The organism is Funiculus sociatus GB2-C1 (genome assembly GCF_039962115.1).
GTDB classification, from domain to species: domain Bacteria; phylum Cyanobacteriota; class Cyanobacteriia; order Cyanobacteriales; family FACHB-T130; genus Funiculus; species Funiculus sociatus.
In genome coordinates, this window is sequence record NZ_JAMPKJ010000033.1 from 39,914 (window position 1) to 63,922 (window position 24,009).

Consider the following 24,009-nt stretch of genomic DNA (forward strand, 5'->3'; position numbering starts at 1 on the left):
CTGGGACTAAAAACAAGCATCCATCAAAGCAGCAGAGCGAATTGATCGCCCAAACTGAAACTGGACGTACTGACGTAAAATCTGCTCTACACCAACCCAAGCTGCATGATAAGAAGGATGATGGGTTAGGGATAAGGGATGAATTGATTCTTCACTCATCGTTGGCGGTTCATCACTACTCGTATCAACCTGGGGTAGTTCTGGTTGAGCCAGCTTTTGCAGCAGCGCCAGCTCGACGGCATTCAGTTTAGTGTTCAGTATCAGGGGGGTTTGAGCATGAACAACAGTTTGGTAGTTACCGCCCTTTTCCTGCGCCACGATACCAGGCATTTGTGGCGAGACGGTGTTTTTTAGTGCTAGATTTCCCCTAGTCCTTTGAGTAGCGATCGCCCGCGCTTCTGCTTGCAGACGTTCCAAGGCTGGTAAACTCACCGTTCCCCCAGCAGCAGCACTAAAGCCAACCCGCCAGTCTGGATCGTTAAATTGCGGCAGCAGTGGTTGTCGCGTCACGCAACATTCTTGAACTTCCGGCGCAACGCCAGCCAAAGCCATCAAATGAAAGACACCGTGGGTAAGGTGAGCTAAAACTGAGGCAGTGTCGGGAGATGGCAACTGCTCCAAGCGGCGTAGATGTTCATTTAGTAGCTCATACAGTTCCTCCTGCGGCTGATCGCTCAATGCCTGACACAGAACTAATTCCGCAAGATATTGGCTGGCTGTCAGTTTCCTCAAGTCCTGACTTAAGCCGGGGTAAGATTCTATAGTTTCTGCCTGAGTTATTTTATCGAGCGATCGCCCTTTAGCAATCAGTAGCTCATTCACCACAAACAGCCCACTCCTACCACCCATCTTTGAGTGGTGTTTGCGTGCGCCGGGAGCCACAGCCCGAATTAAGCCAAATTCCCGCGTCAAAATCGTCAGCAGTCGGTCTGACTCGCCTAACGGCATACCCTTAAGATTAATTCCTGTTACTTTGTAGGTTCGGCTCATTAGCTTAAGTTTTGAGTTTTGAATTTTGAGTTCTGAGTTACAGGAATTTTTAAACTCAGCACTCAGCCCTCAGCCCTCACCACTCCTCAGTCTTCTTTTTCCAGCGTATCGCGCTGACGGATCAAATCGGGGCCGCGAGACGTTCCTAACCGCGTAGCTCCTGCCACGATTAACTCTATGGCTTGCTCAACGGTACGGATTCCCCCCGATGCCTTAATGCCTACCTGCTCCCGCGCCAGCTGCTTCAGAAGGCGGATATCCGCCACTGTGGCACCCCCCTGCCAGCCCGTGCTGGTTTTTAAGAATGCCACTCCTGCATCCATACATATTTCAGCTGCCACCTTCTTTTCTGCATCTGTCAGCAGGGCAGTTTCCAAAATTGCCTTCACAGTCTGCCCAGTTTCGTCGCAAATCTGGGCAATTTCTCGATGCAGCTCCTCGGTTTTTCCAGCTTTCAACAAACCCAGGTTGATCACGACATCTAACTCAGTAGCTCCATTTTCTACTGCCTCTTGAGCTTCATATAGTTTCGTCCCCACTGTCGTCGCCCCAGTGGGAAAGCCAATTACAGTACACACTTTGGGATTCTTTCCGTGCAGCAAATCAGCTGCTTGCCGCACGTATGCGGGATACACGCACACCGCCGCAAAATTAAACCTATATGCTTCTTCGCACCACCGCACCACTTGCTCGCTTGTAGCTGTGGGATTTAGCAGCGCATGATCGATAAACCCCGCAATATCAATATCAGGCTGATTTGCAGCCATCGTTTCTCCCCTCACTCACCTACTGTTAAGTTTTATCAGAATTTAAGAAAAATTACTTAAACCCAACCGGAATAACTTCTACCTGGTCTGTAGACACCGTATACATCTAAAGATAGAGAACCGCTCTTATTTAGCCCGCCACAGGTTTTCATGGCATTTTCAAAAACTGTGCTGATTAAGGCGTATCTAAAACCTTCTCAAAACCCACCTAGCTACAAGGAGTAAAAATAAATAAAATGGCAAAAAAAGACATAACGTTAACGTGGATAGGCTGCATATTTAGTATTACCGGAATCGGAATGCTTATCGGGAGTTTTTTATCTTATAATTCTACCCATAATTTTATTAAAAATTCATCCTCTACCATAGCCACTGTAACCGAACTTAGACTTCACACTTCTAGCAGTTCCAGCAGTAGCAAATCCAGTACCTATTACCCGATAGTAAAATTCAAAACTCAGAAGGGGGAAACCGTAGAGTTTCAATCAAGCGTTGGCACTTATCCACCAAGTTTTCGTGTAGGCGAAACGGTTTCTGTTCTCTACGATGCCAACAATCCCGCCGAAGCAGAAATAAACTCTTTTTGGCAACTTTGGTTTACTGCTATCTTTTTATTGGCAATGGGAGGGCTTTTTGCCGGAATAGGCTTGAGTTTACTCGCTGGCCCTTTAGCATTTAGATTGTTATCAAATAAAAATGCTGCAAAGCTGCAAGCTAATGGCAAAAAGATAGTAACTAAATTCACTGGAGTGGAATTAAATACATTTTTAACAGTCAACGGTTCCTCTCCTTACCAGATAACTTCCCAATGGTTTGACCCGGAGACTAATCAAGTTTACGTTTTTCACAGTGAAAATATTTGGTTTGATCCGGAAGAATTTATCAAATATGAAACAATAGATGTATATGTAGACCCCAACGATATGAAAAAATATCACATGGATATATCGTTTTTACCAAAATTGGCGAATTAAAATTTCCCCTGGGAAATTTGATTCCGCTTCTCGCATCCTTAAGCATCCGCCCCCGGCTTTGGCAACCCCTCAGACAGAAGCTCTTTTAATAATGAAAATTGGTTGAATCTCCGGCTGAGACATGGCAAGATTTAGTAACCATGTGATGAAGTTACCACAGCCATACAATGATTCAATAACTCTGTTCTAAATGCCACCATAACTCGGATATTTAAGTCTATCGGTGACAAGTGCGGCAGATATTTGAAAGCGCTTGTAGGTTAGGTTGAGAAACCCAACCTACAATGATTCTTAACTATTCACTTTTTTTCCCTGCCACTAACCTCAAATGGCGTGTACCTTCCTCCCAAAGCTTCTACAATGGTGCGGGTATTAGCAACCATCATGTTTATGTAAGAATCAGCGTCACTTCCAGCGGCACCAATCGAGTCAGAATATAGTTGACGCGGTGCTAATTTTATGCCTGATTCTTGCGCTACAGTAGTAATCAAAGCTGGGTTAATTGTTGTTTCTGCAAAAATTGCAGAAACACCAGCTACTTTAACAGATTCTACCAATTTTCGTACTGTTTGAGCGCTAGGTTGTTCTTCCGTACTGATGCCAATCAAAGTACCAGCAACTGGGATTCCATAACCACGGCCATAATATTGAAAAGCGTCGTGAGTTGTTATTAATTTCCGCTTATTTTCTGGAATGGTTTTAATTTCCTGGATAATCCAGCTATCAAGTTGTTTTAACTCAGCAGTGAGTAATTCTGCATTTTGAGTAAATTTCTCTTTGTCTTCTGGTGATACTTCAATTAACGCATCGCGAATGGCATTAACCATTTGGATCGCGTTATCAGCATCTCCCCAAACATGGGGATCTGGCACTACTTCTCCTTTACCTTTATCCAGTTGCAAAGACTTTACCACTTCCCCTACAGCCACTTTCCGAGCTTTGCCGCCAGAGGCGTTCATCAGCTTAATCAACCCTGGTTCTAAGTTGTAGCCGTTATACAAAATCAGGTTTGCTTTCTCTAAAGCCTGAGAGTCTTGTGGCACTGGTTCGTAAACGTGGGGATCTGTTCCTGGCTTGAGAATGCCCTTAAGCTGAATCTCTTCTCCTCCCACCCGTTCAGTTAAGTCTTCGATGATGGTGCTGGTGGCAACTACGTTGGGTTTGCTGTCTGCGGCTGGATTGGTACTTTCTGAGGAGGGCTGATTACAACTGAATAGGGCAAAAGGTAGAAGCAGCCCCAGTCCTAACCAGGTAAGGTGAGCAAAAGAAAGAATTTTTGGCTTTCTCTTATTTCTTTTTTTCTTTTTTAGGTTTTCTTCCATCTTTCTACTGTGAAGGTGCTGCACAATTAATCTTGCCTATCTTTTAGATTATTTCCATTTATAGATGTTTTCATAATCCTTTCATTTTTAGATTATGCTCAAGGAAAGCAAGATCGAACCACACTAATGAGTACCGTCACTTTTTCACCTGATGCGGATTGGACAAAAATGGTATGCCATCTGAGAGATGTGCCTGTGGCGGCGACAGGTGCAACAAGCATTAACGTCAGCCACTTGGGAGTTCAGTACCGCACGGTAGAGGCGCTGCGAGATGTCAGTTTTGCGGTGAAATCGGGGCGACTGACGGGAATTATTGGACCCAATGGTGCTGGTAAAAGTACGCTGATGAAGGCGATGTTGGGGTTGATTCCGGCTGCTGCTGGCAGTGTACTGTATAACGAGCGCCCGTTGATGGAGCAAAGGGAACTGGTTGCTTATGTGCCGCAGCGATCGCAAATAGACTGGACTTACCCCGCTACTGTCTGGGATGCGGTAATGATGGGTAGGGTGAAGAAAACTGGCTGGTTTCGTCGCTTCTCAAACGTTAGCAGACGAGTAGCGGCAGATGCTATCGAGCGTGTGGGGATGAGCGCTTATCGTGATCGCCCGATTGGGCAACTTTCAGGCGGACAACAGCAACGGGTATTTTTAGCCAGAGCGATCGCTCAGCAAGCGGAGATTTTCTGTTTTGATGAGCCGTTTGCGGGAATCGATCAGAAAACTCAGTCAATTATTTTTGACATCTTCCACGAACTCGCCGACGCCAATAAAACTGTTCTAGTCGTCAACCACGACTTAGGGGAATCTATCACCCACTTTGATGATTTGATTTTACTAAATACTGATTTAATTGCCAGTGGTTCGCGCCAAGAGGTGCTAAGTCAGGAAAACCTTTACCGCGCCTATGGGGGCAAGGTTGCATTTTTTGCAGCTTAGAAAATTAGAAGCTAAGAGTTATTAACTCATCACTCCTAGCTTCTAAATATTTCCAATTACCAAAATAAAATTATTATGCTAGAAGTGTTAATTGAGCCGTTGCAGTATGGTTTCATGCAGCGATCGCTTGTAATTGCCATTCTTGTCGGCCTTTTGTGTGCTGTCGTGGGTAGCTACCTAATGGTGCAGCGATTGGCTTTGCTGGGAGATGCCATTAGTCACTCGGTATTGCCTGGGTTAGCGATCGCTTTTATGGTGGGAGCGAATATCTTTGTTGGAGCCTTTATTGCCGGAGTCTTGAGTACAATGGCGATCGCTTGGATTCGGACGCGATCGCCTATTAAAGAAGATGCGGCAATGGGTATAGTTTTTTCCGCCTTCTTTGCCTTTGGTATTACCTTAATTACTCTAATCCAAAAAGACAACAAAATCGACCTCAACCACTTCTTATTTGGCAATATTTTAGGTGTCACCATTCAAGAAGTCCGAGACACAGCTATCATCGCCGCAATTGTATTAATAATTGTTGTACTGCTGTATAAAGAATTATTGTTCTATACCTTCGATCCCCTCGGAGCGCAGGCAGTTGGATTACCTACCAATCTGCTAAACTTTGGGCTGATGCTGCTAATTGCTCTAACGATTGTTGCCAGCATGAAAGCCGTGGGAGTAATCTTAGTTTTATCTCTACTAATCACGCCGGGAGCAACCGCATATTTATTAGTTAAACGGCTGCACAATGTGATGATTTTGGGGGCGGTAATTGGCATTATTTCCAGTATTAGCGGGATGTATCTCAGCTACTTTTTTAATCTGCCTTCTGGCCCCGCAATTGTATTAGTTGTATCGGGATTATTTGTAATAGCATTATTATTCAGCCCCAGCTACGGGATATTTACCAACAAAAAGTCAGATTCGGGGCAATTATTTCCTGTCTTGCAGGAGTTGAAACAGCTGATGCGATCGCGCTAAAAAATCGCCCTAAAAGTTATTTCTAAAACTTCAACTGTCTAGGCTTATGATTAAAAAAGTCTGAATTTAGGAACTCTGGCATGATTCGCGCTTTTTTCCGAGCCGCTAAAGTTGACAATGCCAAACCGCCCTACGACACAATTCATCTCAAGGTACTATATCCCGCCAAGATGTCGGGAAGCCAACAGCAACTAGCTCAAGGCATTGTGCCAGCAGACTCAGACAAAGCTCCGTTTCCGGTGGTAATTTTCTTTAGTGGGATTAACTGCACGAGCCAAATGTACCAGTGGCTAGCAGTTCAACTTGCCCAGCGGGGAATGGTGGTAGTTACATTTGACTGGGTTGCCGAAAATTTACCAGGGATATTCAGCCTCACTCCAGGTGTTGACATTGCAATGTGGACACCCGATAAATACGGCACTGGCTCCACTGCTTCGGCTTTACCAACACTGCTAGGCGAACTTGAAAGCCTCCAGTCGGAGGGAGTGCTGGCGGGAATGCTGAACTTACAACAAATTATTTTGGGCGGACACTCCGCAGGTGGCAGAATTGCCCTAGAAAATGCCGAACCACGCTTTTTTCCACAAGTCGCGGCGGCTTTTGCCTACGGCGCTCACAATGCCGCCCCGATAATGCTAGGATTTGCACCAGAAACAATATTGCCGCTGCCCTCATCGCTGCCTCTGTTGCTCATAGGTGGCACCAAGGACGGGGTAATTGCGACCAGCAGTGGACAGTATGGACTCAGTAGCGACGCTACTACAGCAGTTGTCCGCACCTTCCACGAGGCAATAACCGGCGGGCGAGATGACACCTATCTGCTAATTCTGGAAGGGGCAAATCACTTTTCCATTGCTTATCCGCCAGATATTACCACTGCTTCACCTTTTGACTTACCAGCTACTCAACCGGAAGAGGCAATACGTTCTCTAGTGGGTGAAACGATTGGTTTGTTTATTGATGCTCATGTACGTCACAAACCAGACGCATCGCAGGGGCTTGAGAGTTTGCTATTGGGTGCTAATCCAACGATCGCATTGTTGGCGCGAAAGTGAGCAGGGGTGATGGTACCGAAGATGCGATCGCTCGTGACGGTAGGCTACAGTAAGCTGATACCTGATTGCTTCTTTGTTAAGTAGACTCCTGAATTCAGAAAAACTCAGCACTGATGTTAAAGATAGTCCTCTACAGGGGAATACTTACAAAGGAGGATGTCAGGAAGTTTCTCTAGAAGCAGTATGCCGCCCAAGCTATGTGATAACTACGAGAATCCATTGCCTCTATTGGCGGAGATTCTAACATAGGTTAGCGATGACGAAGACTAAAGGTTTCTCCGCTTAAACCTGACGTGAAACTAGAATATGGGCTGAATTTTTCCATATGTTTTCTTCCTGAATTGATGCTGGATAGTCCATAGTCTGTTTAAATGAACAATAGGCAGTTTTCTCAATAACAAGGTCTAATTATGAATGAAATTACCAAAGATGAAATGCGTGAAAGACTGGGAAACATAGATCAGATTCGCGACATTCTTTTTGGCTCTCATGTTCGAGACTATAGCAAGCGCTTCGAGCATTTAGAGTTGGAATTATCCAACCTAGATCAAGAAATCAATCAGCGCATTGATCGGATAAAAGATGCTCTTTCCCTTGAGCTGCAAATAGCAGTTGATTCTCTGGATAAAAAAATCAGAACTTTAAGCCTAAATACCCAAAAAGATAGCGCCGATCTTCGTCAACATATCGACCGCACCAGCCAAAACATTTCTAACGCATTGGGAACCTTGGATGATGTTGTCGATACCCAGACAAATGCGATTCGACAAGATATCTCGCAAACCAGAGAGAAACTCCAAGAAGATATCCGAAGTTTGAAAAAACAAGTTTTTGAAGAAATGGAAAAACGCTTTTCTTCAATGACTGATGTCAAACTTTCTAAGGATGATATGGCAGAAATAATGTTTGAGTTTGGCATGAGGCTAAAAGGGTCTAACTTAGTGTCTGATTTGTCAGACGACAGTAGCACAAGTGTAGCTGCCGAGCTTTTGTTACCAGAGTCAGGCAATCATTAGATAAAATTAAATTCCGGCGCGGAATTAAGGTGTATTGCTTGATTTTTTAGCTTTATTAGTTAAAAATTAGAGTAACGGATGGCAGTACATGACTTTATCCAAAAAAAATCAAGCTGAAGATTTTGCTCCCCTAGAAGGGTTGGTGAAGTTATTAATTGACTTAGAGCTTTTCAACCCTCCTAAGGGAGATAGAGAAGAATCAAACGCCGCTTCTTCTGAAGTAAAGACGGTACTTCAGGGGTTGAAAAGTTTGTCAGAAACACCCCAACAGTTTGAAAATAAAGCCGAAAATCTACCTAAGAATTCACTTTTATCGGAGCAGGATTTCGAGGTAGTTACTGTACCTAAGCCTTCAGAAAAATCGCCAACGGTACATCTGGCATCTGACACCATTATCGAGCAGGGGGAGGTAGAGCCTCCTAATTTTCGTTCCCACGCTGGCCCTGGGAACGAGATAGATTTGATTTCATCTGAGGAAGATGAGTTAGATATTCCAGGTGATGTAGCTACGAGTTTTTCGCAATTAAAAAACTTAATTTTTTCAGGGACACTCTTAGAAAATAAAGCCAAAAAATCTCCTGTAGACTTACTACCATCTACTGAGGTAGTGACTGCGGGTGAACCTATTAAAAAAGCGCAGAATGCGTTGATTTTAAGTGAAGATAAAGCCAAAAAATATAGGGAGGTGTCGAACACATCTCAGCAGAATTTAGATGATGTCGATGCTCCAGACGATTCCCTGGCTCGCTTAGAAAATCTTCTGGTTGATATTGGCATGGGTGAATATCGGCACTTGATAGTAAATATTGAACAAAAACTGAAAATTCTAGAAAATCAGATTTATGAGCCGACAGAGTTAATAAATTTACTTTTGCCTTTGATTACAGAGATTTTGATTCTCAAGATTGAGCAATCCAAGGAAGAAGTTGTTGAGGCGATCGCGCCGATCATGGATCGGATGATTGAGAGCAGAGCTGGTAAAGATAAAGTAGCGATGGCTGGCGCTTTAGCTCCGCTGATATCGGCGGCAATTTCCCGACAGATCAGTGACTCGCCGGAGGAAATTGCTAAAGCGATCGCGCCCACAATGGGAAAAGCTATTAAAGAACAGATTTATCTTGAGCGCGATTCGATGGTAGATGCCCTCTATCCGATCATTGGTAGCACAATTTCTAAATACATGGTGGAAGAAATTCGTGCCATTAATGAAAAAATTGAAAATACCTTGAGCGTAGAGGGAATCACTCGCAAAATCCGCGCTAAGGTGCAAGGAGTCTCTGAGGCAGAACTAATCCTCAAAGATGCAATGCCCTTTAATATTCGAGCCATTTTCTTGATTCACAAAAGCTCTGGTTTAATCCTTTGTGAGGTTCAACAGCCTGAGCTACAGAAACTAGAATCTGATATGGTGGCGGGTATGCTCACAGCTATTCGCAGCTTTGTTAATGACTATATTGCACTTTCAGGGGAAATTTCGGAACTCGATCATATTGACTATGGCGCTTCCAAAATTATCCTAGAAGTGGCAGGATACTGTTACATGGCGGTAGTAGTTCAAGGAGAACCGCCTAACTGGTTAATGTTGAGAATCCGGAGTACCCTCAGCAGAATCATTCAAAAATATGGTAAACCAATCGAGATGTTTAATGGAGATACCGCCACCATCCCGGAGCAGGTAAACCATATATTAGAAGACTTTGGAGACAGCTGCACAAAGTCAAATAAAAACAAAGCTACTAAACCACCTACGCTGCTAATACTCGGCTCAATGCTACTGAGTTTCATCTTATTGCCTTGGGGAATTTATCAGTATCGCCACAGAAGCGATCGCGCCATTGAGCAAAATACCGCCCTCGCCTTAGCCTCTAATCCAGAGTTAGCAGTTTATCGTCTTACAGTCGATGCCGATGCCGAAATCCTGAAGCTTGCTGGAAAAGTGCCTAACGAGTATTTACGCCAAAAAGCTGCACAAATTGCCCAAGATACTTACCCAAGTCTGAAGTTAAACAATAACGTCATCGCCATCAATACGCCCCCCGATCCGGTATTAGCAGCAGCTGAGGTAAAGCGAGTAACATCAATCCTCAATCAGATGGACGGCGTTTTCATTTCTGCTAAATATAATGCTCGTAAAGTCACAGTCCAGGGAACTGCTTTGCAAGCGATAGATGCCCAGAAAATCACTCTGGCATTCGGAAAAATTCCGGGAATTGAGTCTGTCACCAACACTGTAGAAATACAGCCAAGTGCGATCGCTACCCGAATTTACTTTAGTCGCGGTACACAAAAGCTCAAATTTAAAGATATAAAAAATAAAATTCTACCAATCCGGGCATTCTTAAGTCAGTATCCAGAGAAGCATCTTATGATAGTAGGTTACGGTGATGCCAGCGACAACCCAAACCGAGATCGGCGCTTGGCACTTGAGCGAGCTAAGACGGTGCGAGATGCCTTAATAGAGCAAGGCGTTGCTCCTCGACGATTGCGAGTTGCAGGAATGACAAACCACCCCTTAGATGTAGATGCTGACCAACCCCTATGGTTAAGTAGGTGCGTCGAATTTGAGCTAGCGACACCAGTTGTCCAAAGTAAATAAATATGTCAAGTATATCCAAAAAAATCTGCTTAGTTGGTGACTTTGGCGTGGGTAAAACCAGCTTAATTCGCCGCTTTGTAGATCGTCAGTTCAGTGATAAGTATCTTTCAACTGTGGGAGTCAAAATTTCTCGCAAAACCGTGGAATTAGAACAGGTAAAACAACACGAAAAGCTGAGCGTAAATCTGCTAATTTGGGATTTAGAAGGTAGTACCAAATTTAAAGCGATCGCGCCTACTTACCTGCAAGGAGCCAGCGCTGCCATACTCGTTGCTGATGTCAGTCGTCAGGAAACCATCGAGCATCTTACAGATCATCTAAACCTATTTTTGTCAGTCAATCCCAAAGGATTTATCATCATTGCCTTGAATAAATCCGACTTGGCTGATGAAGAAAAATTGGCAAAATTGCTCCAAATGAGTAACAATTACCAGCAATCTCAAGTATTATCAATCCAGCCGACTTCAGCAAAAACAGGTCAAGCCGTCGATGAAATTTTTCAAAATATAGCTTACAAAATTATAGAATAGTCATGGCTACTCCAGAATTTCTGTAACTATTTCTGCTTAAGAGTCTCAGCCTCATATTCTTCTCGTTCCTCGGCTGCGGAATGGGAACGCAAGTCTTAGAAGCTCTTGCCTCCACCTAATAGCAAGAATTACCCAGAAAGAGGTGAGATAGTCGCCTCACGTCGCATTCCTAGACCGCAGCCCAGGAACGAGGATAAAGTCTCATTTTGCTTCTTGCTAATTCCGGATTTGCCTAATATTACTACCGAAAGTTGTAATTATGTTTACAAGTTCTGTAAATCCGTACTTTAAAAAACTCTTAGCACCCCGACGCATCGAGTATTTGGCGTTGGATCGGAAATTGAGCATTTTAGATACATCTTTGAACGTGCATAAGTTTGCCGAGCAACCAGATGAGGTAGTAAAGGGCAAGGATGCCCGTCTTGGTTTCCCTGAATTAATCGGGCTTGAAGAAGTTTTCAGCGAAATATTGTCAGGAGAGAAGCAGAATTTCGATCTAAAAGGTATTGCCCGCTCTTCAGATAATGGCTCTCTTCTATATATTGATATTTCTGTGAGCAAATACCAATATAACGAAGAAGACTTAGAAGACTGGTTAATCATCTTCTTTGATGATGTAACCGAAAAAATGTCCATGACGCAAAACCTGGTGCAGAGAACAAACGAAGCAAATCTTTTACTTAGCGCTTTAACGAGTTCTAAAAATTATATAGATAAAATTATTACGTCAATTGCTGAGGTTTTGTTGGTAACAACAGCATCAGGAAAGATAAAAGCCCTAAATAAAGCTGCGAAAGATTTATTCGGGTATAGCGAAAAAGAATTAATTAATAAGCAAATTTCTCAGATTATTACTGACAATGATTTTTTCCAGAAAGCACGGTTACTGTATCCTTTATCTCCTGGTGAATTATTAAAGGATGTGGAAGTAATTTGTAAGACAAAAAATGGTAAAGACATTGTTGTAGCATTTTCCTGTTCAGCTATTGAGACTGACATAGAGGACTTACAAGATTTTGTTTATATCGGGCGGGACATCACCCAGCGCAAGCTAACAGAAGCAGCCGTACAACAGGCAAACGAAAAACTCACCATCTGGGTTAATGAATTAGAACAGCGCAACCGAGAGATTACTCTGCTGAGCGAACTAAGCGAATTACTCCAAGCTTGTTTGAGTGTTGAGGAAGCTTACACCGCCATTGTCCAGATGATGGAACCGCTTTTCCCGGACACGGTGGGTGGAGTTTTTATGATTCATCCCTCAAAACAGCTGGTTGAGGCGGTGGCGACTTGGGGTGAAGATGCGGGAACTGAAGTTTATACAAGCCAGAAACTGTTCTCAACTCATGAGTGCTGGGCGTTGCGGCGGGGGCGATCGCATTTCGTAACGAACACCCACAACCGTATGCTCTGCAAGCATTTGCACCCAAACCCGCCCCCTGCTGAATATGGCTGCATCCCGATGATGGCGCAGGGGGAAGCGATAGGAATGTTGTATGTAAGTCCTTTAGAAAAAGAACGATTAACCGAAGCCAAACAACGGCTGGCTGTCACCGTAGCTCAACACATTGCGCTTGCTTTGGCGAATCTGAGACTGCGGGAAATCCTGAAAAATCAAAGTATTCGCGATCCGCTTACGGATCTTTTTAATCGGCGTTACCTGAAAGAATCCTTAGAGCAGGAAATTCATCGTGCCGAGTGCAAGCAGCAACCGCTAGGCATCATCATCCTCGATATTGACGACTTTAAGAAATTTAATGACACTTATGGTCACGAGGCAGGCGATGCGGTGCTGCGGGAAGTAGGTTTATTTTTACAAAAAAATATCCGCAAAGGCGATGTTGCCTGTCGTTATGGGGGCGAGGAGTTCACGCTAATTTTACCGCAGGCACCTCTAGATGTCGTTTTGGAACGAGCGCAGCAACTTCGGGAAAAAATTAAGCAACTTCAGGTAAAGTATCACGGTCAACCTTTGGGTACCATCACCCTCTCGCTAGGGGTCGCTTGTTTCCCAGAACACGGTTTGACGGCATCAGAAACGATCCAAGCTGCTGATATGGCGTTGTATCAGGCTAAGACTCAAGGGCGCGATCGCGTCTGCGTCTGTGGCTCTTAGCAGCTTAGAGCGTTATGTATGCTACAAAAAGTAGTTAATAGTCAAGAGTTCTAAGTTATTAGCTAGGTACTAATGACTAATGACTCTTCAGCCTTTTGCCTTGAATTATGAATTCCCTGTTTAAAAAATTTTTGGCTACACGCAGCATGGAGTACCTAACACTTGATCGGGACTTGATCGTGTTAGAGACATCCGAGGGAGCGCAACGTTTTGCCGAGCAACCCCAGGAGTTCGGAGCGGGTAAGGATGTCCGCCTGGGATTTCCGGAACTGATAGGATCTGAAAATTATCTGATGGCTGTCTTTGAAGGGCAGCGGAGTATTTTCGAGTTTGTTTCTCTGGGACGTGGAGATAATAATTTTCTATATTTTAATTTATATGTAATTTTGCAGGAAAAAACTGAGGATAATCTGTCCGATAATTTAATTATATTTCTTGAAGACGTAACCGAAAGAATAATTTAAGAACAAAATTTAGTACAAGCTACTAATGGCACCAATCTTTTAGTAAGTGCTTTATCTGAGTCTAAATATTATATCGATAAAATTATTGATTCAATGGCAGATGCCCTGTTGGTAACGACGACATCGGGAAAGATAAAAATAGTTAATAAAGCTGTCGAAGGATTATTCGGTTATAGCGAGTCCGAATTAATTGGGCAGCAAATTAGTATGATTATTGATGATAAAAACTTTTTTAAACAAGCAAATCAGCAGCCTCCATTATTTGCAAATAAATTTAAGAATGTAGAGGCTGTTTGTCAGACCAAAGCTGGAAAAAAAATTTCCGTCGCCTTTTCCTGCTCAGTTATTCAGACTGACGTACAAGATTTACAAAATTTTGTTTATATAGGTCGAGACATCACCCAGCGTAAGCGCGACCAGCAGCGTCAGGTGGCGCAGTATGCTACAACTCGCGTTTTGTCAGAGTCAACAGCACTAAACAAAGCAATCCAAAAAATTCTGCCAGCGTTGTGTGAAAGCCTGAGTTGGGATTTAGGTGAATTTTGGATGGTAGAGGAAGGTTCAGGGGAGGAGGGGAGAGGGGAATATTTGCCCAGTGGCCAATTGCGATGTGTGGAAAGTTGGGCGAGGGCGTTGGTTGGGATTAAAGAGTTTATAGAGTCTACTAAAAAGATTACCTTTGCGCCAGGGGTGGGTTTGCCCGGTCGCGTTTGGGCATCGCGATCGCCCTTGTGGATTAGCGATGTGGTCAATGATGCTAAATTTGAGCGATCGCATATCGCATCTCGTACCCAAATCCACGGAGCATTTGGGTTTCCCATCCAAAGCGGCGGTGAAATTTTTGGGGTGATGACTTTCTTTAGCCGCGAGAAACAGATACCTGATGAAGATTTGCTTCAGATGATGATGGCTATTGGTAGCCAACTCGGCCAATTTATCCAGAGTAAGCGAGCCGAAGCCGCGCAACTGGAGAGCGAAGAAAGATACCGAGATTTGTTTGAAAATGCCAACGACTTAATTCAGAGCGTCGCTCCAGATGGGAATTTTTTGTATGTTAATCATGCTTGGCGAGAAACTTTGGGATATAGCGAAGCTGAAATTGCTCAGATAAAGGTATTTGACGTTATTCATCCAGATTGTCTAGAACAATGTTTGGAGAAGTTCCAGAGGGTGATGTCTGGAGAAAAAATTGGTCAAATTAAAGTCGAATTTATTACTAAAAATGGCGAAAAAATATCGCTAGAAGGAAGCGTAAACTGTAAGTTAGTAAATGGAAAACCTGTTGCTACAAGGGCGATCCTTCGAGATATCACTGAGCGCTTAGCCGCAGAAGAAGCACTGCGCTATCAACAGGAACAAACCGAACGCCTGTTGCTAAATATCTTACCCCAGCCGATTGCCGAACGCCTGAAACGGCAGGAAAACACTATTGCGGAAAACTTTTCCGATGTCACGGTTATGTTTGCCGATTTGGTTGGTTTTACAGAGTTTTCAACTAAAGTTTCGCCGACAGAACTGGTAGAGATCCTTAATGTGATTTTCTCGGAGTTTGACCAGCTGGCTGAACAACACGGCTTAGAGAAAATTAAGACGATTGGAGACGCTTATATGGTGGTGGGGGGTATTCCTCATGCCCTGGGGAACCACGCAAGCGCGATCGCGCAAATGGCACTTGATATGCAAACTGCGATCGCTCAATTTAGCCGGGAAACTGGGCAAGCTTTGAGTATGCGGATTGGCATCCACACCGGGCCTGTGGTTGCAGGTGTGATTGGCACGAAAAAGTTTATCTACGACCTCTGGGGGGACACGGTGAATATTGCTAGTCGCATGGAATCACACGGTTTACCTGGTCATATTCAGGTGACAGCAGCCACCTACGAACTCTTGCGGGAGCAATATTTATTTGAGGAACGGGAATCAATCCAAGTTAAGAGTAAAGGAAAAATGACTACTTACCTGCTGCAAGGCAAAATTACTGCTAATGACTAATTTCACGTTCCCAAACTGGGTCTGGGAACGCGAAATTAGAGCCTGACTTTTATACTTTCTTGCCCCTGAAGGGGAGGCAGAGCCTCCCTAGGCACGTTCCTAGTCAGAGACTAGAAACGAGATTGACTTAACCTTTTGCAGTGGACTTCTCTGGTGTCGCACTGCTGCCGTGGGCAGTTTTCCCATTTTTGTGATTCGTGTGTCCGTTGCCGTTACGCGGCAGAATCACTCCATAACCACCGTGGTTGCGTTCATAAATCACGTTAATCTCGCCAGTTTCGGCATTGCGGAACATATAGAAGTCGTGATCCACCAGCTGCAATTGTTCCAAAGCTTCTTCTGTAGTCATCGGCGGCATGGCAAAATATTTGGTACGCACAACTTCTGTGGGGAGTTCAGGAGTGCGATCGCCTATTAGATCCGGTGCCACTGGTACTTCTTCTAACACTACGGCAGTTTTAGGCTGAGCTTGGGTTTTCTGATCCAGCCGTTTTTCTTTATATTTCCGCAGGTTTCGAGCAATTTTATCAGCAACCAGGTCAATACTAGCGTATAGGTTATCGCTGCTTTCTTCGGCGCGGATTACTGTCCCATTAGCGTAAATAGTTACTTCAGCCGCCTGTTTGGGATTTATCCGGGGATTCCGGGCTACTGATAGATGCACATTTACTTCTGTTGTCAAATTCTGAAAGTGGTTCACCGCTTTTTCAATCTTTTGATTCACGTACTCGCGAATCGCATCGGTGATTTCAATGTTTTTGCCGTGGATGACAAGCTTCATACCGGATACTCCATAGTGTACCGTATTGGTAAATTAGAAAGCTATAGCAGATAATTGCCGCTTTCTTCTGTAGCTATTAAATGCCCGTTTTTTGGGTAGACAAGTGTTGAACAGAGGCAAAACTTTTAGGAATATCAAGGTTTTACCCATACCTACAAGGTTACTCGGATGTTCTTTAACAGCGAGCCGTAGCCACAGGTGTTACCAGCAAGCCGATTGCTCAAAACTACTGTCGATGTTCCTTTTCAGTTATCTCCAGAAAAGCAAGTCTAACTAACGTGTTTTACCCTACGATTGCTCAGCCTTGCTTTGGGGTTGTCTTGAAGATGCGTCCTGTTTCAACACTGTTTGCTTATAACTTCAACATTAGCACTTTGTAATGTACACAACAGATGCGTTTGACTTCTCTTCAAAATCCTTTGCATCTTTTGACATTTCTTGATCCCACTAGGTGAAATATGCAGGAAATTTAAGTCAAATTACTGTTGATTTTTGCGATAATCTTAAGTATGTCTGAAATTTTTGCCTTGGATTCCCGGCGGCAAGTCTTAATATATAACCGAGGGCTGATGTCCTATGCAGATGCTTGGGAATGGCAGCGATCGCTAGTTGCAGAACGTCTAAACGACCCGAATTGTCAAGATGCGCTGATTTTGCTAGAGCATCCGCCAGTTTATACTCTGGGACAAGGAGCAAGTCTAGAATTTCTCAAATTTGACCCCGCAGCGACCGACTGGGAAGTTTTTCGGGTGGAACGAGGCGGTGAAGTGACGTACCACTGTCCCGGTCAGCTAGTCGGCTACCCAATTTTAAATCTGCGACATTATCGCCAAGACCTGCACTGGTACCTGCGGCAGTTAGAAGAGGTATTAATTCGAGTTCTGGATGTTTATGGGTTAAAAGGCTCGCGCATTCCCGGTATGACTGGCGTTTGGCTGGAAGGCTGTAAGGTGGCAGCAATTGGCATTAAAGTCAGCCGGTGGATCGCCATGCACGGCTTTGCCTTAAACGTTTGTCCCGACCTCTGCGGCTTCCAGCGCATTGTACCCTGTGGCATTGCTGACAAGCCTGTTGGCAGTTTAGCCCAGTTCCTTCCCACCATTGACCTCAAGCAGGTGCGCCTGGATGTGATTGCAGCCTTTGCGGAAGTTTTTGATGTAGAAATTAGGAGTCTGTAGTTCTTAGTCTGCCAATCGTGAAACTTGTACCTACTGACTATTGACCTGCACAAAAGCATCCAGGTCAGCGTATAAACCGGCATAAGTTACAGTGGGCGCGTCATAACCTTTGAGATTGACGATATATTGCTTAAACCCGGTATCCTTTCCTGCCAAGGTTAAGAGATAGTCGTGAGTTGTTTCCCCTATGGCAATATCTAGACCAATTTCCTTGGTGGCAGATTCCAGGCGAAATGCTGCATTCACGGTATCGCCAATTGCGGTATAGTCGGGGCGATCGCCACTGCCAGTGTTACCGACCATAGCATAACCTGTATTAATCCCCGCCCCAATTCGCAGATTAAAGGGCAAAGGATATTTATTACTCAGATCCATAGTTATTTTATGGAGGTCACTCAGCGCCTTACAGATATTTAGCATTTCCTCCTGGGTGACGCCTTGGGAACCATGAAACCAGATTGCCATCACTGCGTCGCCAATGTATTTATCCACCCAACTACCATACTGTCGGATGATATTTCCGGCGTGGCGGAACCAGGTGCCAATCACCGCCGATAAAATCTTTTCATCCAGTTGTCGGGTTAGTACAGTGAAGTCGCGGATATCTACTACCATCACTGACATCAGGCGACGGACGTGCAAAGTCGAAGTGAGAGTATCCTTATCTCCAGTCACCGATGACTCATTGTTGCCGGCTGCCGTTGGACAGTGGAACTCTAGATCCGTCTGACCAAAGGTAAGGCGATCGCCATTGCGTAATGTTACAGGAATACTGACTCGTCGCCCATTGACAAAAGACCCGTTACGACTGCCTAAGTCGATCAGGTAAAACTCTCCGGTTTCGGTACACTGCAACATAGCGTGATTTCGGGAAATCCACCGATCCGGCAGCACAAAATTGTTGTCGTCGCTGCGACCAACTGTCCAGCAATTACTACTCACCAACGGGAGATAACGATTGCCGGAGTCGGTGCGAAGCAGCAGATAAGGAGTGGGTCGCAGAGTCACCACAGGCTAAAATATTGACGACAAGTCGTTTAGAACTTTTAATTTTTAGCATATTTCCGCCTCTTGAGTGTGCGATCGCAAAACAAGAGCGAAGCTCGACATCCCTACACTCATAGATTGAGCATTGGTCAACTTGCAGGTATTTTTAAGCCATAGAGGCAGCTAACCAAAACAGGCTGTCTACCAAAATTGTACTTAATACTGCTCCACCAAATGCCCACCAGTGCAGCTGGCGCGATCGCAAAGGTACTAGACCAACACCCAGAAGAACACCTAACAGAACCATCGCCCAACCTGCACCCCAAGGAGTTTTGACTTGAGCGATCGCAGTTTGGAAAACCAGTGATGCTTCGCTTGGTGCGACTTGCATCAAGGTTCGCCAGTGTGGAATTAAGCCAGCTATGTAGAAGTATATATCTGTTACTGCTGTACCGAACAGCGAGCCGAGATAAAACAGGTTTCCCACCATTCCCCAACGCTTACTTATACACCAAAGGGCAAACGGTAAACCTATTGCCTCTATTGGCAGATGGATTGTGGGTTCCCAGCGCCACCAACCCCAATATATTGATCCTGCTAACCAACTCCAGCTGAACCCCAGCAGCAAGTCTCCCCACAATTTCGTTGAGTCACGCCGCATTAGGCTAATACCCAGCCACACCCAACCTATTGTCATCACTAAACTTAACCCAGGCAGCAGTCGCACTAAGGGAGCCTGAACAAACACTGGCACCGAAACCAGAAACGAGGATGCCGCAAAAAGCAACCAAGCTTGACGGGTGCCAATTCCCCAATCAGCAAGAGTCAGAAGGACTTTACCAGGCTGGGCAAGAGTGTCAGAAACGTTAGAAGATGGGTTGGAAGACCAGGTATTGTTAAACAAGATATTGTTAATATTCGTTACTTATGTTTACATCTTTCAATATAACACTGAATATCCCCAGGGGGGGGATATTTAAGATATTAACTTAGTTTTGTTGACAAGAGCAAGTAGGAATTAGGGACTGGGGAGAAGCGGGCTGGTTGTACTGGGGGAAAAGATTAATTAGTTAATTAGTAATTAGCAATTAGCAATTACCCACAGTAGATTAGTAGGCGATTGACTATAGAGGAGACTATGGCTTTATCAAAATGTCAGAGGTTCGCGCTTTTGGGTGTAGGTGGATTAAGCAGTGCGATCGCATTCCCTTTAGAAACGCTGACTATGGCGCAAGAAGCGGTACCCGCACCCAGTACAACATCCCAGGTAAATATTGTCCAGGCGGCGTTTTTAGGCTTTGTGCAGGGGATGACAGAGTTCTTACCGATTAGCAGTACAGGGCATTTGAAAGTAGTGCCTGTAGCGCTGGGATGGGGCGATCCGGGGGTTGCCTTTACAGCGGTGATTCAGCTGGGAAGTATTGCCGCCGTGCTGTGGTATTTCTGGCGCGACATCACGCAAATCGTCACAGGTGCAGCCAAAGCGATCGCCAGCAAAGATTACCAGTCTTACGACTTCCTCATGGCGCTGGGGATAATTCTGGGAACGCTACCGATAGTATTTTTTGGACTGCTGATCAAAAAGTTTATTCCCGACTTTGACAACTCACCCCTGCGGAGTTTGAGTGCGATCGCGATCGCCTCAATTGTCATGTCCCTCTTGCTAGGCATCGCAGAGCGCGTAGGACAGAAAAAGCGCAACTTTGAGCAGCTGGATCTCAACGATGGTATTTTGATGGGCTTAGCGCAGGCTATGGCGCTAATTCCCGGCGTTTCCCGCTCCGGTTCCACCCTCACCGCCGGGTTATTTATGGGATTAAAACGGGCAACTGCTGCCAGATTTTCCTTTTTATTAGGTATTCCAGCCATTACCATAGCTGGCTTAGTAGAGTTAAAAGGTTTTTTAGAAGAAGGAGTGGGGGATGCGGGGCTGATTTCCCTAATAGTCGGAACCATCAGTTCAGCAATATTTTCATATTTAGCGATCGCCTGGCTGCTGCGCTTCCTGCAAACCCAAAGCACCTGGCTATTCATCTGGTATCGGCTAGCATTTGGAGTAGTAATCCTAGCAGCAATCTATCTCAAACTCATCCCCAATATCTAATAACTCTTTCTTCTACGCCCTCTATTGCCTGAAGTGGTTCGTTTCCTCCCAGTACCATGAGCGAGACATCAATTCGTCCAGCCCTAATAACCAAAGTTCTCCCCGACTCCATCGCCGCCGAAATTGGATTTGAACCAGGCGATGCCATAGTTTCCATCAACGGTTCGCGCCCCCGCGACCTCATCGACTACCAGTTTTTGTGCGCTGATGAAGTGCTGGAACTGGAAGTCTTAGACACCGCTGGCAAAAGCCACTCAGTAGAAATTGAAAAAGATTACGACGACGACTTAGGGCTAGAATTTGAAACCGCCCTATTTGATGGCTTAATCCAGTGCAATAACCACTGTCCCTTCTGCTTCATCGACCAGCAACCGCCCGGTAAACGCCAAAGTCTATATTTAAAAGATGATGATTATCGCCTCAGCTTCCTCTATGGCTCATACCTCACCTTAACCAATCTCACCCAACGAGAATGGGACAGAATTGAGCAAATGCGCCTATCCCCTCTCTACGTTTCCGTCCACGCCACCGAACCAGAGGTAAGAACTCGCCTGCTAAAAAATCCCCGCGCTGGGCAAATTTTACAACAATTGCAGTGGTTCCAAGAACGGCGTTTGCAAATTCACGCCCAGGTAGTTCTGTGTCCAGGCGTTAACGATGGCGCACATCTGGATACCACCCTGGGGGATTTAGCATCTTTCCACAGGGGGGAAATTCCCACTGTGGCATCTGTGGCGGTGGTGCCAGTAGGGTTAACCCGCTTTCGTCCAGCAGAAGATGAACTGATACCAGTAACGCCCGAAAAAGCCGCTGAAGTAATTTCGCAAGTTCAGGCACTGCAAGATAAATTCCGCGCCTCGCTGGGTTCTACCTTCGCTTGGTTAGCCGACGAATGGTTTTTAATTGCGGGGCAGGAGTTGCCAAGCGAATCTCACTATGAAGATTATCCCCAAATTGGCAACGGTGTAGGATCTATTCGCCAGTTTCTCAAGGAATTTCAGCAAGCGGCGAAGAAAATGCTACCGCAACGTATCGAGACACCCAGAAAATTAACATGGGTAGTTGGCAATGCTGTTGAAAAAGCGTTTCAACCTATCGTGCAACGCCTGAATCAAGTTGAAGGACTACAGGTGAATATAGCAGCTAGACATAGCAATTACTGGGGACAAGAAATTAGCGTCACCGGATTGTTGACGGGTGAAGATTTGCTGAAGTTAAAGGGAAAAGATTTAGGCGATCGCATTCTCCTTCCCTCTGTCATGCTCAAGCATGGAGATACTCGCTTTTTAGACGACATGACTGTTGAAGAACTTGCCCAAGATTTGGGTACACCAATCTTACCCGTCAACGGCATAGAAGAACTAATCCAGGCTTGCATTCACCCTTAAAGTTCTCATGAACAGGCTGAGCCTGGGAATGAGGTTAGCGAGGCTCTGCCTCGCCTATTTTTTCTAGGGGGAGGCTGTGCCTCCCGAAGGCGTTCCCAGTCTCAGACTGGGAACGAGAATAAACAAACAGATTTGTGTCATCTCTCCAATTGGGGATACCTTAGAGATGAACATCATTCGCGTGGGTGCCAAAGCCTGCCATGCTCTACTGTGTAGCTCCTGAATGTAAAAGCCCCCACAACCAGGCAAATGACCGATTTTGTCGCAGTTGCGGGCAAAAACTATTATTGAAAGACCGCTATCGTCCGATCAAGCTAATTGGTAAAGGCGGCTTTGGGAGAACTTTTTTAGCGGTGGATGAGCATATTCCTTCAAAACCCAGTTGTGTAATTAAGCAACTCTACTTCCCAGAACGAGATCAAACTACTTTTACAAAGGTGGTTTCCTTGTTTTGTCAGGAAGCAATGCGTCTGGATGAGCTGGGAAAGCATTCGCAAATTCCCTTGCTATTAGCTCACTTTGAACAAAAGCAACAGATGTATTTAGTGCAAGAGTTTATTCCCGGACAAACTCTGTCCCAGGAGTTGCAGCAAAAGGGCGTTTATAGCGAAACGCAGATTTGGGAAATGTTGCAGAATTTGTTACCTGTTGTGCAATATATCCACGAGCATCGGGTGTTGCACCGGGATATTAAGCCAGCTAATATTATCAGACGCACTAGTGATCGCCATCTCATTTTGATCGACTTTGGAGTTGCCAAGGTATTCACAGATACAGCTTTGCTCCACACTGGGACGATCATTGGTAGCCCGGGCTACATGGCACCTGAGCAAACACGGGGCAAAGCTTTGCCCTCCAGCGATCTCTACAGTTTGGGTGTCACTTGCATTCACTTGTTGACTGGCGTTCCTCCCCTGACTATGTTCGATATTGTGAATAACGGGTGGGCGTGGCGCGATTTTTTGCCAAGGGGAATGAAGGTAAGCGAAGACCTCAGTCAAATCCTCGATAAATTGCTGCAAAATGCCATCAGAGAACGCTATTCCTGCACTGCTGAAGTATTGCAAGCAGTACAGCAAAGTTTAAATCCCCGTCCTGCACCAGCGGTTCAAATTCAAGAGCGTTCTGCTGTTAATTTTCTAAATTCCAACGTAGAAGTTAAATATACAAAACTGCGGGATTTCTTGGCTAAAAAGAAATGGAAAGAAGCCGATCAAGAAACCTGGGCAGTTATGTGTCAAGCAGTTAGTAAATCACCCAGCAGCTATCTATCCAGTAGTGATATTCAAAAATTCCCTTGTGAGGATTTGTGGACAATTGACCAGCTGTGGGTGAAGTATAGTCAAGGGCGTTTTGGCTTCAGCGTACAAAAGCAAATTTATCAAGATGCTAGGGGAGAATATCAAATTTTTTGCGAAAAAGTAGGCTGGTTTGTCTACAATCCTTATCATCCCGACTCCGGTTTGAAATTTAGCGACAAAGCCGCACCCGGACATCTGCCATCGCGTCGCTGGGTAGGCGGTTATGAATGGTGGCATCATGCGGGTGCAATGGTTGCAAAACTGGAAGAGTGCGGTATTAGGTAGGGTTTAAAAATTTCTCGTTTCCTCGTTCTTGCAACGAGGAGAAAGTTCATAGTGGGCATTGCTTAGTGTACTATGCACTAGCAGTTTTTTAGTCGTTCTTTAGTTAGGGCGTGCTGAATAACGAGAAAAAAGCGGCGCTAATTAGGGCGTGCTGAATAACGAGAAAAAAGCGGCGCTAATTAGGTTGGTGAGCGCTGCTTAGCTGGTCAAATGCCAGAAAAACCGGTAAAATCGCTCAAAACCCGTGCATCCCCC

At 45.0% G+C, this 24,009-nt stretch carries 20 protein-coding genes; 14 read left to right on the plus strand and 6 right to left on the minus strand.

Annotation, left to right across the window (positions count from 1 at the left end):
- Positions 1–6: 6 nt before the first annotated feature.
- Together recO and deoC are read right to left on the minus strand one after the other, a co-directional pair.
- The gene (recO, locus tag NDI42_RS16370) at positions 7–990 is read right to left on the minus strand and encodes a DNA repair protein RecO (protein ID WP_190459387.1); all 984 of its coding nucleotides are present in this window, start codon (positions 988–990) and stop codon (positions 7–9) included.
- Positions 991–1,076: 86 nt separating this feature from the next.
- On the minus strand, positions 1,077–1,757 hold the full coding sequence (gene deoC, locus NDI42_RS16375) for a deoxyribose-phosphate aldolase (RefSeq protein WP_190424413.1): 681 nt from the start codon (positions 1,755–1,757) through the stop codon (positions 1,077–1,079).
- 236 nt (positions 1,758–1,993) lie between these two features.
- Between deoC and NDI42_RS16380 the strand changes: the two genes are divergently transcribed.
- Positions 1,994–2,731, plus strand: coding sequence for a DUF3592 domain-containing protein (locus NDI42_RS16380; protein ID WP_190459389.1), 738 nt, complete (start codon positions 1,994–1,996; stop codon positions 2,729–2,731).
- A 299-nt stretch (positions 2,732–3,030) separates the two neighbouring features.
- Here the strand turns inward: NDI42_RS16380 and NDI42_RS16385 are convergent, their stop codons facing one another.
- A complete protein-coding gene (locus NDI42_RS16385) occupies positions 3,031–4,053 on the minus strand; it encodes a metal ABC transporter substrate-binding protein (protein ID WP_190459391.1) in 1,023 nt (340 codons plus the stop codon).
- Between the two features lie 168 nt (positions 4,054–4,221).
- Between NDI42_RS16385 and NDI42_RS16390 the strand changes: the two genes are divergently transcribed.
- The 9 genes from NDI42_RS16390 to NDI42_RS16430 all read left to right on the plus strand — a co-directional run bounded on the left by NDI42_RS16390 (position 4,222) and on the right by NDI42_RS16430 (position 15,730).
- Positions 4,222–4,989, plus strand: coding sequence for a metal ABC transporter ATP-binding protein (locus NDI42_RS16390; protein WP_199294923.1), 768 nt, complete (start codon positions 4,222–4,224; stop codon positions 4,987–4,989).
- A 75-nt stretch (positions 4,990–5,064) separates the two neighbouring features.
- Positions 5,065–5,961: a metal ABC transporter permease gene (locus NDI42_RS16395; protein ID WP_190459393.1), complete on the plus strand. Its 897-nt coding sequence runs from the start codon at positions 5,065–5,067 to the stop codon at positions 5,959–5,961.
- Positions 5,962–6,041: 80 nt separating this feature from the next.
- A complete protein-coding gene (locus NDI42_RS16400) occupies positions 6,042–7,016 on the plus strand; it encodes an alpha/beta hydrolase family protein (RefSeq protein WP_190459395.1) in 975 nt (324 codons plus the stop codon).
- 410 nt (positions 7,017–7,426) lie between these two features.
- On the plus strand, positions 7,427–8,032 hold the full coding sequence (locus tag NDI42_RS16405; RefSeq protein WP_190459398.1) for a hypothetical protein: 606 nt from the start codon (positions 7,427–7,429) through the stop codon (positions 8,030–8,032).
- 88 nt (positions 8,033–8,120) lie between these two features.
- Entirely contained in the window at positions 8,121–10,628 is a 2,508-nt protein-coding gene (locus tag NDI42_RS16410; protein ID WP_190459400.1) for an OmpA family protein, read from the plus strand.
- A 2-nt stretch (positions 10,629–10,630) separates the two neighbouring features.
- Positions 10,631–11,158 carry a Rab family GTPase gene (locus tag NDI42_RS16415; RefSeq protein ID WP_190459402.1) on the plus strand — a complete coding sequence of 176 codons (528 nt, stop codon included), beginning with the start codon at positions 10,631–10,633 and terminating at the stop codon, positions 11,156–11,158.
- Between the two features lie 259 nt (positions 11,159–11,417).
- Entirely contained in the window at positions 11,418–13,274 is a 1,857-nt protein-coding gene (locus NDI42_RS16420) for a diguanylate cyclase (protein WP_199311408.1), read from the plus strand.
- A 107-nt stretch (positions 13,275–13,381) separates the two neighbouring features.
- Positions 13,382–13,738 (plus strand): nitrogen regulation protein NR(II), encoded by a 357-nt coding sequence (locus NDI42_RS16425; RefSeq protein WP_348231432.1) that lies wholly within the window; start codon positions 13,382–13,384, stop codon positions 13,736–13,738.
- A gap of 84 nt (positions 13,739–13,822) precedes the next feature.
- Positions 13,823–15,730 carry an adenylate/guanylate cyclase domain-containing protein gene (locus NDI42_RS16430; RefSeq protein WP_348231434.1) on the plus strand — a complete coding sequence of 636 codons (1,908 nt, stop codon included), beginning with the start codon at positions 13,823–13,825 and terminating at the stop codon, positions 15,728–15,730.
- 127 nt (positions 15,731–15,857) lie between these two features.
- On the opposite strand, the gene hpf is transcribed toward NDI42_RS16430, so the two are convergent.
- Positions 15,858–16,511: a ribosome hibernation-promoting factor, HPF/YfiA family gene (gene hpf / locus NDI42_RS16435; protein WP_190459404.1), complete on the minus strand. Its 654-nt coding sequence runs from the start codon at positions 16,509–16,511 to the stop codon at positions 15,858–15,860.
- Positions 16,512–17,020: 509 nt separating this feature from the next.
- Here hpf and lipB point away from each other — a divergent pair.
- The gene (lipB, locus tag NDI42_RS16440) at positions 17,021–17,689 is read left to right on the plus strand and encodes a lipoyl(octanoyl) transferase LipB (RefSeq protein WP_190459406.1); all 669 of its coding nucleotides are present in this window, start codon (positions 17,021–17,023) and stop codon (positions 17,687–17,689) included.
- A gap of 30 nt (positions 17,690–17,719) precedes the next feature.
- On the opposite strand, the gene NDI42_RS16445 is transcribed toward lipB, so the two are convergent.
- Positions 17,720–18,700 (minus strand): FHA domain-containing protein, encoded by a 981-nt coding sequence (locus tag NDI42_RS16445; RefSeq protein ID WP_190459408.1) that lies wholly within the window; start codon positions 18,698–18,700, stop codon positions 17,720–17,722.
- A gap of 142 nt (positions 18,701–18,842) precedes the next feature.
- Positions 18,843–19,580, minus strand: a complete 738-nt coding sequence (locus NDI42_RS16450; RefSeq protein ID WP_190459410.1) for a DUF3120 domain-containing protein — start codon at positions 19,578–19,580, stop codon at positions 18,843–18,845.
- 234 nt (positions 19,581–19,814) lie between these two features.
- On the opposite strand from NDI42_RS16450, the gene NDI42_RS16455 reads away from it, so the two are divergent.
- From NDI42_RS16455 to NDI42_RS16465, 3 genes are all read left to right on the plus strand, one after another.
- Positions 19,815–20,780: an undecaprenyl-diphosphate phosphatase gene (locus NDI42_RS16455; protein WP_190459412.1), complete on the plus strand. Its 966-nt coding sequence runs from the start codon at positions 19,815–19,817 to the stop codon at positions 20,778–20,780.
- A gap of 56 nt (positions 20,781–20,836) precedes the next feature.
- Positions 20,837–22,168: a TIGR03279 family radical SAM protein gene (locus tag NDI42_RS16460; RefSeq protein WP_190459414.1), complete on the plus strand. Its 1,332-nt coding sequence runs from the start codon at positions 20,837–20,839 to the stop codon at positions 22,166–22,168.
- A 200-nt stretch (positions 22,169–22,368) separates the two neighbouring features.
- Complete coding sequence (locus tag NDI42_RS16465) at positions 22,369–23,754, plus strand: serine/threonine-protein kinase (RefSeq protein ID WP_190459416.1); 1,386 nt, start codon at positions 22,369–22,371, stop codon at positions 23,752–23,754.
- Positions 23,755–24,009 lie beyond the last annotated feature (255 nt).